The 9,687-nt window shown below is 68.8% G+C and carries 8 protein-coding genes; 2 read left to right on the top strand and 6 right to left on the bottom strand.

From position 1 onward, the window contains the following. Window positions 1-814 (bottom strand): NAD(P)/FAD-dependent oxidoreductase (locus HMPREF3115_RS32075; protein WP_256275916.1); only part of this gene is annotated, 814 nt, incomplete at its 3' end. 250 nt (window positions 815-1,064) lie between these two features. Here HMPREF3115_RS32075 and purL point away from each other — a divergent pair. Then, complete coding sequence (gene purL / locus HMPREF3115_RS00395; protein WP_053297166.1) at window positions 1,065-5,129, top strand: phosphoribosylformylglycinamidine synthase; 4,065 nt, start codon at window positions 1,065-1,067, stop codon at window positions 5,127-5,129. A gap of 4 nt (window positions 5,130-5,133) precedes the next feature. Further along, window positions 5,134-5,691 carry a GNAT family N-acetyltransferase gene (locus tag HMPREF3115_RS00390; RefSeq protein WP_006407740.1) on the top strand — a complete coding sequence of 186 codons (558 nt, stop codon included), beginning with the start codon at window positions 5,134-5,136 and terminating at the stop codon, window positions 5,689-5,691. 109 nt (window positions 5,692-5,800) lie between these two features. Here HMPREF3115_RS00390 and HMPREF3115_RS00385 read toward each other — a convergent pair whose 3' ends face one another. The 5 genes from HMPREF3115_RS00385 to HMPREF3115_RS00365 form a co-directional block, all read right to left on the bottom strand. After that, window positions 5,801-6,583: a peptidylprolyl isomerase gene (locus HMPREF3115_RS00385; RefSeq protein WP_006407741.1), complete on the bottom strand. Its 783-nt coding sequence runs from the start codon at window positions 6,581-6,583 to the stop codon at window positions 5,801-5,803. 9 nt (window positions 6,584-6,592) lie between these two features. Beyond that, on the bottom strand, window positions 6,593-6,907 hold the full coding sequence (locus tag HMPREF3115_RS00380) for a BolA family protein (RefSeq protein ID WP_006402252.1): 315 nt from the start codon (window positions 6,905-6,907) through the stop codon (window positions 6,593-6,595). Between the two features lies 1 nt (window position 6,908). Then, a complete protein-coding gene (locus tag HMPREF3115_RS00375) occupies window positions 6,909-7,439 on the bottom strand; it encodes a septation protein A (RefSeq protein WP_006402253.1) in 531 nt (176 codons plus the stop codon). Window positions 7,440-7,561: 122 nt separating this feature from the next. After that, window positions 7,562-7,993, bottom strand: coding sequence for a peptide-methionine (R)-S-oxide reductase MsrB (msrB, locus tag HMPREF3115_RS00370; RefSeq protein WP_006407742.1), 432 nt, complete (start codon window positions 7,991-7,993; stop codon window positions 7,562-7,564). A 38-nt stretch (window positions 7,994-8,031) separates the two neighbouring features. After that, on the bottom strand, window positions 8,032-9,600 hold the full coding sequence (locus HMPREF3115_RS00365) for a protein adenylyltransferase SelO (protein ID WP_070553149.1): 1,569 nt from the start codon (window positions 9,598-9,600) through the stop codon (window positions 8,032-8,034). Window positions 9,601-9,687: the final 87 nt, after the last annotated feature.

Below are 9,687 nucleotides of genomic sequence, written 5' to 3'. Positions count from 1 at the left end.
AGCCGAGCCGCTCGAGCAGCGCGATGCTGCCGGTGCCGGCGGCGACCACGACGGCGTCGGCCGAAATCACGTCGACTTCGCGCGCATGCGCGGCGCGCCGATCGCCGCGCGGCGGCGCGAGTTCGACTGCGGCGCGACCCGCGTCGACGCGAATCGCCGCGACGTCGGCGCCGAAGCGGAACTGCACGCCGTGCTCGTCGAGCGTCTGCTTGACGAGCTTCGCGAACAGCGGGCAGTTGCCGGTGCGCTCGGTTTCGAGCAGCACGCCGCCGGCGAAGTCCGGCTCGGCGCGCACCGACGGTTCGAGCGCGGCGCACGCGTCGGCGCTCAGCGTCCGGTGCGGCTGATCGAGCGTGGGCAGCAGCGCCAGCGCCGGCTGCAGCGCCTCCCAGTCGCGCGCGTCGCGCACGACGTGCAGGATGCCCGTCTTCTGCTCGAACTCGAGCCGGAAGCGGTTCTCGATGTCGGCGACCGCCTCGCGCGCCGCGTCGATCAGCGGGCGCAGCCGCGCATACTGCGCGACGAACGCGTCGGGCTCGCGCAACGCGGCGAGCCGCTTCGCGAAGCGGCGCACGGCGCCGTCGAAACCGGGCTTGTACACGATGCCGCTGTCGCGCGGCTGGCGCGCGTGCATGAAGGTCGGCCCGAACCAGACGTCGAGCGGGCTCGGCAGCAGCGCGCCGCCGTCGCCGTAGGTCGCGCCCTGCGCGACGGTCGCGTGGCGTTCGACCACGCAGACGCGATGACCGGCCGCCCGGAGCTGGTAGGCGGTGGCGACGCCGGTGAGTCCGCCGCCGATGACGATGACATCCATGGATTGCTTCGATGACGGGCGGCGCGCGGCCACCCGGTGAGAATTCGCGTGACGGGCCCGCGGCCCGGGGAACCGCGAATGATAGCGCCAAAATCGCGCCGGACGGCGCCGCGCGGCCGCACGCGCACCGCGGCGGTGCACGCGGCGCACCCGACGGGCGGTCTTGGGCGACCGACTTACGGGTATAATTACGGCCTTCCTTTCGCCCCATGTCGCCCTCTAGCGCGACTCATCGACGTCAGTCCAGCCCATGGCTCACTTCTCGTGTTTTCCCGGCGCTTCGGCCCTCTCCGATTTCCGTCAAACCCGTCTGCTCGACACGCTCAGGCAAATCGACGCCAACATCGTCGCGGTGCGCGGCCAGTACCTGCATTTCGTCAACGCGGCCGAACCGCTGTCGGCCGACGACAGCGCGCGCATCGATGCGCTGATGCACTACGGCGCGCCGTTCGAGCCGGCGGCCGAGAAAGGGACGCTCGAGACCTTCGTCGTGCTGCCGCGCTTCGGCACGGTGTCGCCGTGGGCCAGCAAGGCGACCGACATCGCGCAGCACTGCGGCCTCACGCACGTGCGCCGCATCGAGCGCGGCATCGAGTTCACGGTCACGCTGAAGTCGGGCCTGCTCGGCGGCAAGAAGGCGCTGTCCGACGACGCGCGCGCCGCGGTCGCGGCCGCGCTGCATGACCGGATGACCGAAAGCGTGGTGGCCGCGCGCGACGATGCGAAACACCTGTTCGACGAACTGCCGGCCAAGCCGCTGACGACGGTCGACGTGCTCGGCGCCGGCCGCGGCGCGCTCGAGCGCGCGAACGTCGAGCTGGGCCTCGCGCTCGCCGAAGACGAAATCGACTACCTCGTCGATGCGTTCCGCAAGCTCGAGCGCAATCCGACCGACGTCGAGCTGATGATGTTCGCGCAGGCGAACAGCGAGCACTGCCGTCACAAGATCTTCAACGCGCAGTGGACGATCGACGGCGAAGCGCAGGACATGTCGCTGTTCGCGATGATCCGCAACACCGAGAAGCTGAGCCCGCAAGGCACGATCGTCGCGTATTCGGACAACTCGTCGATCATGATGGGCGCCGAAGCCGAGCGCTGGTTCCCGCGCGGCGCGGGCGCGGCCGGCGAGCCGGGCGAGCGCTACGGCCGCCACACGGAGCTTACGCACACGCTGATGAAGGTCGAGACGCACAACCACCCGACGGCGATCTCGCCGTTCCCGGGTGCGGCGACCGGCGCGGGCGGCGAGATCCGCGACGAAGGCGCGACGGGCCGCGGTGCGCGGCCGAAGGCGGGCCTGACGGGCTTCACGGTATCGAACCTCGATCTGCCGGGCGCGCGCCAGGCGTGGGAAAACGCGCGCGACGCCGCGCAGCCGCTCGCGCAGCGCAATCCGAACGAGCAGCACGGCCCGTACGGCCGTCCGGACCGCATCGCGTCGCCGCTGCAGATCATGATCGACGGCCCGCTCGGCGGCGCCGCGTTCAACAACGAATTCGGCCGCCCGAACCTCGGCGGCTATTTCCGCGTGTACGAACAGAACGTCGGCGGCACCGTGCGCGGCTATCACAAGCCGATCATGATCGCGGGCGGCCTCGGCAACATCGCCGATCAGCACACGCACAAGCACGACGTGCCGGCCGGTTCGCTGCTGATCCAGATCGGCGGCCCCGGCATGCGGATCGGGATGGGCGGCGGCGCCGCGAGCTCGATGGCGACCGGCGCGAACACGGCCGAACTCGACTTCGACTCGGTCCAGCGCGGCAATCCGGAAATCGAGCGGCGCGCGCAGGAAGTGATCAACGGCTGCTGGCAGCTCGGCGCGGAAAACCCGATCCTCAGCATCCACGACGTGGGTGCGGGCGGCCTGTCGAACGCGTTCCCCGAGATCGTCGACGGCGCGGGCAAGGGCGCGCGCTTCGAGTTGCGCAAGATCGCACTGGAGGAGTCGGGCCTGTCGCCGCGCGAGATCTGGTCGAACGAAGCGCAGGAGCGCTACGTGCTCGCGATCGCGCCGGCCGACCTGCCGCGCTTCGAGGCGATCTGCGCGCGCGAGCGCTGCCCGTTCTCGGTGGTCGGCGTCGCGACCGACGAACTCCAGCTGCAACTCTTCGACGAGCAGGCGACCGGCGCGGATGCGTACCCGGTCGACATGCCGATGGAGGTGCTGCTCGGCAAGCCGCCGCGCATGCACCGCGACGTCACGCGCGTGCATACCGAGCGCGCACCGGTCGACGTGACGGGCATCGCGCTGTCCGCGGTCGCGGTCGACGTGCTGAAGCATCCGACGGTTGCGAGCAAGTCGTTCCTGATCACGATCGGCGACCGTACGGTCGGCGGCACGTCGGTGCGCGACCAGATGGTCGGCCCGTGGCAGGTGCCGGTCGCCGACTGCGCGATCACCGCGCTCGACTACGCGGGCTTCCGCGGCGAGGCGATGACGATGGCCGAGCGCACGCCGCTCGCCGTGATCGATGCGCCCGCGTCGGGCCGCATGGCGGTCGGCGAGGCGATCACGAACATCGCGAGCGCGCCGATCGCGTCGCTCGACAAGCTGAAGCTGTCCGCGAACTGGATGGCCGCATGCGGCACGCCGGGCGAGGACGCCGCGCTGTTCGACACGGTAAAGGCGATCGGCATGGAGCTGTGCCCGGCGCTCGGCATCGGCATCCCGGTCGGCAAGGACTCGCTGTCGATGAAGACGAAGTGGGAGGAGCAGGGCGTCGCGAAGGAAGTCGTCGCGCCGGTGTCGCTGATCATCTCCGCGTTCGCGCCGGTCGAGGACGTGCGCCGTCATCTGACGCCGCAGCTGCGCCGCGTCGCCGACGCCGGCGACAGCGTGCTGATCGCGATCGACCTCGGTCGCGGCAAGAACCGCATGGGCGGCAGCATCTTCGCGCAGGTCACGCAGCAGGTCGGCGACACGACGCCGGACGTCGACGATCCGCAGGACCTGAAGCGCTTCTTCGACGCGATCCAGTCGCTGAACGCGCAGGGCAAGCTGCTCGCGTACCACGACCGCTCGGACGGCGGGCTGTGGGCGACGGTCTGCGAAATGGCGTTCGCGGGGCGCGCCGGCGTGTCGCTGAACGTCGACATGCTGACGCTCGACGCGAACCACGAATCGGACTACGGCGACGCGAAGGACTGGGCGAAGCAGACGAGCGGACGTCGCGACGACCGCACGCTGCGCGCACTGTTCAACGAGGAACTGGGCGCCGTCGTGCAGGTGCGTGCGGCCGACCGCGACGCGGTGCTCGGCGCGCTGCGCGAATTCGGGCTGTCGACGTGCTCGCACGTGATCGGCACGGTCAACGACCGCGACGTGATCGAGGTGTACCGCGACGCGAAGAAGATTTTCGATGCGCCGCGCACCGAGCTGCATCGCGCATGGGGCGAAGTCAGCTGGCGCATCGCGCGCCTGCGCGACAACCCGGCGTGTGCGGATGCCGAATACGACGCGCTGCTCGATGCGGCCGATCCGGGCATCTCGCCGGTGCTCGGCTTCGATCCGGAAGAAGACGTCGCCGCGCCGTTCATCGCGACGGGCGCGCGCCCGCGCGTCGCGATCCTGCGCGAGCAGGGCGTGAACTCGCATCTCGAAACCGCCTACGCGTTCGATCGCGCGGGCTTCGATGCGCACGACGTCCACATGAGCGATCTGCTCGCCGGCCGCGCGACGCTTGCCGATTTCGCGGGCGCGGTCGCGTGCGGCGGCTTCTCGTACGGCGACGTGCTTGGCGCCGGCGAAGGCTGGGCCAAGACGATCCGCTTCAACGCGAAGCTGGCCGACATGTTCTCCGCGTTCTTTGCACGCCCCGACACGTTCGCGCTCGGGATCTGCAACGGCTGCCAGATGCTGTCGAGCCTCTCGTCGATGATTCCGGGCGCCGACGCATGGCCGAAGTTCACGCGCAACAAGTCCGAGCAGTTCGAAGCGCGCTTCTCGTTCGTCGAAGTCGAGAAGTCGCCGTCGATCTTCTTCACGGGGATGGAAGGGTCGCGGATTCCGGTCGCGGTCGCGCACGGCGAAGGCTATGCGGACTTCTCGCAGCAGGGCGACATCGAGCGCGTCGCGGTCGCGATGCGCTACGTCGATCATCGCGGCGAGGCGACTGAACGTTATCCGTTCAACCCGAACGGGTCGCCGGCCGGCATCACGTCGGTCACGACGGCCGACGGCCGCTTCACGGTGCTGATGCCGCACATGGAACGCGTGCATCGCACGGTCACGATGAGCTGGCATCCGGAAGGCTGGGGCGAAGCGAGCCCGTGGATGCGCGTGTTCCGCAACGCGCGCCGCTGGATCGGCTGACGCCGTGTCGTTCGATCCGTACGCACCCGTCGAAGTCGTCACGCTGCGCGACGAGCGCGCGTCCGACGTCGACGCGATCGCGGACGTGATCGTGTCCGCGTTCGCGGGCGAACCGGAGCACGGGCAGTTCGAACGGCGGATCGTCGACGCGCTGCGCGCGGATCGCGCGCTCGCCGTGTCGCTTGTCGCGGAGCGCGACGGCCGCGTGATCGGGCATGTCGCCTGTTCGCCGGTATCGATCGGCGGCGCAGCGGCCGGCGATTCGCGCTGGTACGGGCTCGCACCGCTCGCGGTGCGGGCCGATTGCCGGCGGCGCAGCGTCGGCGCCGGCCTCGTGCGCACGGCGCTCGACGCATTGCGCCGTCGCGGCGCGCAGGGCTGTGTCGTGCTCGGCGATCCCGCCTACTATGCGCGCTTCGGCTTCGCGCCGTGCGCCGAACTCGTGTTTCCCGACGCGCCGGCCACGCATTTTCTGGCGCTGATGCTCGACGATGCCGCGCCGCACCGCGCGGGCATCGTCCGCTATCACGACGCGTTCTATCCGGAGCAGGCGCAGCACTGAGCAGCGCCGCCGTGCTGCGATCTGCCGCGCGCCGCGTTCGCGCTTCGCGCGCACGCAACAAAAAAGGCCGCTCGAAGCGGCCTTTCTCTTTGGTGCAGCGTCGGCGACGTTACTGGATCTTCGCCTGCTGACGCAGCGTTTCCTCGAACGTCTGCAGCTTCTGCTGCACGAGCTGCTGCGCGATCTGCGCCTTCACCTGCGCGAACGGCGGCGGTGCGACGTCGCGGATGTCGTCGACGCGGATGATGTGCCAGCCGAACTGCGTCTTCACGGGCTCGTCCGTCATCTGGCCTTTCTGCAGCTTCTGCGCGGCTGCCGCGAATTCCGGCACGTACGCCTTCGGGTCCGACCAGTCGAGGTCGCCGCCATTCTTGCCCGAGCCCGGATCCTTCGAATACTGCTTCGCGAGATCCTCGAACTTCGCGCCGCCCTTGATCTTCGCGATCAGGTCCTTCGCCTGCTGCTCGCTGTCGACGAGGATGTGGTGCAGGTGATATTCGCGGTTGCCGCCGGCCGTCTTCACGAGCTCGTCGTAGCGCGCTTTCACTTCGGCGTCGGTCGGCTGGTTCTTCTTCAGGAAGTTCTCGATCATCGCGCGCAGCACGACTGTCTGCTGCGCGACCGCGACCTGTGCCTTCACGTCCGGGCGATTCGGGATACCTTCGCGAATCGCTTCCTGCATCAGGATTTCGCGGTTCACGAGTTCCTGGCGCACGGCCTGCTGCAGCTGCGGGCTATCGGTCTGGCCTTGCTGCACGAGTTGCGCGACCATCGCGTCGGCGCGCGACTTCGGAATCGGCGTGCCGTTGACGACGGCGATGTTCTGGGCAAAGGCCGGCGCCGCTGCGAAAGCAGCCGCCGCGAACCACAGGCGGGGGGATTTCAGGATCATCGGGAATTCCTAATGCTGGATTGAAGATTCGTCGAATTCTTCGGGCGTGTAAGCCACGATCGCGAGCGCATGAATGCCGCGCTGCATCGCATCGGCGAGCGCATCATACACCAGCCGGTGCCGCGCGACGCGCGACTTGCCGGCGAACGCGGCCGATACGATCGTGACCGTATAGTGGCCGCCCGCCGCCGCGCCGGCGTGGCCCGCATGCTGCGCGCTGTCGTCGCGTACGGCCAGCGACACGGGCGCGAGCGCCGCGGTGAGGCGCGCCTCGATCAGCGCGATGCGCGCGTCGGGCGACGCATGGAGAAACGCGTCGGTCATGTCACTCGTCCTTCAGGTACTTCGTGAGCCACAGGCTCTGGAGAATGATGAACACGACCATGGCGCCGGTCGTGCCGAACAGCTTGAAGTTCACCCATTGCGATTCGGTGAAGTTGTGCACCACGTACAGGTTCGCGACGCCGAGCACCGCGAAGAACAGCGCCCACGCGACGTTCAGCTTGTCCCACACCGGGTGCGGCAGCGTGAGCTGCTTGCCCATCATCTTCTCGATCAGGTTGTTGCCGAACGCATAGCGCGCGGCGAGCAGCCCGATCGCAAACAGCCAGTACAGCACAGTCGGTTTCCATTGAATGAATTTCTCGTCGTGCAGGACGAGGGTGGCGCCGCCGAAGACGACGATCACGCCGAGGCTGACCCACAGCATCGTGTCGACCTTGCGATGGCGGAAGGCGACCCAGGCGACCTGGGCCAGCGTCGCGGCGATCGCGACCGCGGTGGCGGTGAAGATGCCCCAGACCTTGAAGGCGGCGAAAAACAGGATGATCGGAAACAGATCGAACAGGAATTTCATGGCGCTCGCGGCTGCGTGAAAAGGCCGCATGCGCGGCCTTTCACCGTTGTAGGGACCCGCCAGGCGCCGCCGTCGCGAACCGCGGCAGCGTCGTGGCTGCCGGCCGGTTCGCCCGGCGCCGCTCAGTCGTTTTCGGGTCGGGACTCGAAGTTTAACGCAGCCGAATTGATGCAGTAGCGCAAACCGGTCTTGTCGCGCGGGCCGTCCTCGAACACGTGGCCGAGGTGCGCGCCGCAATGATTGCAGCGCACTTCGACGCGCACCATCCCGTGCGAGTAATCGATCTTCTCGTCGATCACCTCGCCGTTGAGCGGCTTGAAGTAGCTGGGCCAGCCGCAGCCCGAATGGAATTTCGCGCCGGACTCGAACAGCGGCGTGTCGCAGACGACGCACTTGTAGATGCCGTCGTCTTCCTTGTCGGTGTATTCGCCGGTGAACGCGCGCTCGGTGGCCGCGTGCTGCGTGACCTCGTACTGCAGCGGCGTGAGGCGGCGCCGCAGTTCCGCGTCGTCCTTCCGGTACGGATAGGTCTTGTCGTCGGAATCTTGGGACATGTGGGGGTTCTCCTGATCGGTCGGTCGATACGCGCGGGTTACGACGAGCAGCTCACTTCGAGCGACCCGGCCCAGTCGGGCGGCAACGCCGCGTACGATTCATGTTCCGGCTGTTCGTCGAACGGGCGGCGCAGCACCTGCGCGAGCCGTTCGACTTCGGAAAAGTCCTTCTCCTTCGCGCGCCGGATCGCGAGTTCGGCCAGATGGTTGCGCAGCACGTATTTCGGGTTCACGCGGTTCATCGCGGCCGCGCGCGCTGCATCGTCGCGCGTTTCCTCCGACAGCCGCGCACGGTAGAGGTTCGCCCATGCGTCGAATGCCTCGCGGTCGATGAACAGGTCGCGCACGGGCGCGTCGCGGCTCGCGTCGTGTTTCGACAGCTGCGCGAGCCGGCGAAACGTCAGCGTGAAGTCGGCACGACTCGCATGCATCGTCTCGAGCAGCTGATTCGCGAGCGCCGCGTCGCCGTCGCGTTCGAGTTCGAGGCCGAGCTTCGCGCGCATCGCGCGCTCGAGCGCGGGACCGAAACGCTCGGGGAAGGTCGCGAGCACGGCCTGCGCATCGTCGACCGCGCGTTCCGCGCGCGCGTCGTCGTCGGCGATGCCGTGCTGCAGCCCGATCAGCGGCAGCAGCGCCTGCGCGAGGCAGTAGCAGTTCCAGTGCGCGATGCGCGGCTGCATCCGGTACGCATAGCGGCCGCCCGTATCCGAGTGGTTGCAGATGTGGTTCGCGTCGAACGCGTCGACGAAGCCGAACGGGCCGTAGTCGATCGTCACGCCGAGGATCGACATGTTGTCGGTGTTCATCACGCCGTGGCAGAACCCGACGGCCTGCCATTGCGCGACGAGCTCGGCCGTGCGCCGCGTCGCGGCTTCGAGCAGCGCGAGATAGGGATCGTCGGCGTCGCGGCAGGCCGGATAGAAGCGGTCGATCACGTGATCGGCGAGCGCGCGCAGCAGATCGGGGCGATTGTTCGAGAAGAAGTGCTCGAAATGGCCGAAGCGCACGAAGCTCTCCGACACGCGCGTAACGACGGCCGCGGTCTCGATTTCCTCGCGCACGACCGGCTGGTCGGAACCGATCACGGTCAGCGCGCGCGTGGTCGGGATGCCGAGGTGGTGCATCGCTTCGGAGCACAGGAATTCGCGGATCGACGAGCGCAGCACCGCGCGGCCGTCGCCCATCCGCGAATACGGCGTGCGGCCGCTGCCTTTGAGCTGCAGCTCGTAGCGGCGCCCGTCCGTGCCGGGCAACTCGCCGATCGTCAGCGCGCGGCCGTCGCCGAGCTGGCCGGCCCAGACGCCGAACTGATGGCCGGAGTACACGGACGCGTAGGGCAGCGCCTCGGCGGGCCAGTCGCGCGTCGGATTGCCGGCGAACAGCTCGGCGAAGCCCGGCTGCGCGGCGAGCGACGCGGGCAGCCGGAGCAGGCGCGCGACTTCGTCGGAAAAACCGACCACGTACGGCGCCGCGAGCGGTGCGGCCGGCAGCCGCGTATAAAACGCGTCGCCGAGCCGCAGGAACGCGTGGGCGTCAGGCGCGGCGAGCGTCGCGGCGAGGTCGGGCAGGGTGTCAGCCGGATCGGCTGCGCTTCGGGAAAACGACATGTTGAGCGCCTCTGGGTAAGCCGATATTGTAAGGCGGCGCTGCGCCGCCCGCATGGCGGCCCGCGCGATGCACGCCGCCCGCCCGGG

It is taken from the genome of Burkholderia sp. HMSC10F09 (assembly GCF_001806955.1).
Taxonomy (GTDB): domain Bacteria; phylum Pseudomonadota; class Gammaproteobacteria; order Burkholderiales; family Burkholderiaceae; genus Burkholderia; species Burkholderia multivorans.
The sequence above is the reverse complement of the archived record's forward strand: the minus strand, read 5'-3'. Positions and strand labels throughout refer to the sequence as shown.